The organism is Kitasatospora sp. NPDC007106 (assembly GCF_040634455.1).
Classification (GTDB): domain Bacteria; phylum Actinomycetota; class Actinomycetes; order Streptomycetales; family Streptomycetaceae; genus Kitasatospora; species Kitasatospora arboriphila.
Genome location: NZ_JBEYFP010001432.1, coordinates 1 through 1,086, shown reverse-complemented (window position 1 = coordinate 1,086; position 1,086 = coordinate 1). Strand labels below are relative to the sequence as shown.

Below are 1,086 nucleotides of genomic sequence, written 5' to 3'. Positions count from 1 at the left end.
TGCTCAAGTGCTCGTTCTGCCGCAAGTCGCAGAAGCAGGTGAAGAAGCTGATCGCCGGGCCTGGCGTCTACATCTGCGTCGGCACCCAGCTCGGCCCGTTCCGGGGCCTGCCGCCGAGCGGCCGCACGGCGGACTTCACCGCCATCGGCATCGACCACTTCGAGGGCGACAAGGTGATCTCCCGCTCGGCGCACTTCGACATCGCCGACCTGATGCGCCAGCTCGGCCACACCACCCTCGAGGTCCCGGCCGTCAACAACCCCTGACCCGTCGGACTCCCCCGGTCCGGCACCACGTCGGGCGTCCCGTCGGACACCCCCGGTCCGACTCCTCGTCCGGCACCGCCCGCCGGGCCCTCCCCCGGCCCGGCGGGCACCCCCACCCGCCCCCTCGGCACCCGTCCCCCACGCCCGACCACTCGACCGCCGGTGCCCCGCCACCCGGCCCGACAGGACCCCCAGGAGAGAAGGCATGAAGCCGCCGCCATTCGCCTACTGCCGGCCGGAGACGGCCGAGGAAGCCGTCCACCGGCTCACCGAGTACGGACCCGACGCCCGCGTCCTCGCCGGCGGCCAGAGCCTGCTCCCGCTGCTCAACCGCCGCCTGCTGCGCCCCACCGCGCTGGTCGACGTCGGCCGGATCGCCGCCCTGCGCGGCACCGGCCGGCACGGTGGCGCCCTGCACATCGGGGCGCTCACCACCCACGCCGACCTCGAACGGGCCGCCGACCCCCACCTCCGGGCGGCCCTGCCGGTCGTCCCCGAGACCGCCCGGCTGATCGGCAACCTGCCGGTCCGCCTCCGCGGGACGATCGGCGGCAGCCTCGCGCACGCCGACCCGGCCGCCGAGTGGTGCCTGCTCGCCGTCCTCCTCGACGCCGACCTGCACGCCCTCGGCCCGGCCGGTGAACGCACCGTCCCGGCAGCGGAGTTCTTCACCGGCGCGCACCGCACCGCGCTCACGCCGGGCGAACTGCTCACCGGCGTCCGCATCCCCCGACCCGCCCCCACCGCGGCCGTCGCCGAGTACGGCTTCCAGCCGGGCAGCCTCCCGCTGGTCGCCGCCGCGGCCGAGACCGACCGCACC

The 1,086-nt window shown here is 76.1% G+C and carries 2 protein-coding genes and 1 pseudogene; all 3 read left to right on the top strand.

Translation table 11 applies throughout. The features are described from left to right. Positions 1–77, top strand: a pseudogene (locus tag ABZ641_RS39065) (ClpX C4-type zinc finger protein); the annotation flags it as partial. Continuing rightward, positions 51–266, top strand: coding sequence for an ester cyclase (locus tag ABZ641_RS39060; RefSeq protein ID WP_359989471.1), 216 nt, complete (start codon positions 51–53; stop codon positions 264–266). The pseudogene ABZ641_RS39065 and the gene ABZ641_RS39060, both read left to right, overlap by 27 nt. Before the next feature lie 205 nt (positions 267–471). Next, positions 472–1,086 (top strand): FAD binding domain-containing protein (locus tag ABZ641_RS39055; protein ID WP_359989469.1); only part of this gene is annotated, 615 nt, incomplete at its 3' end.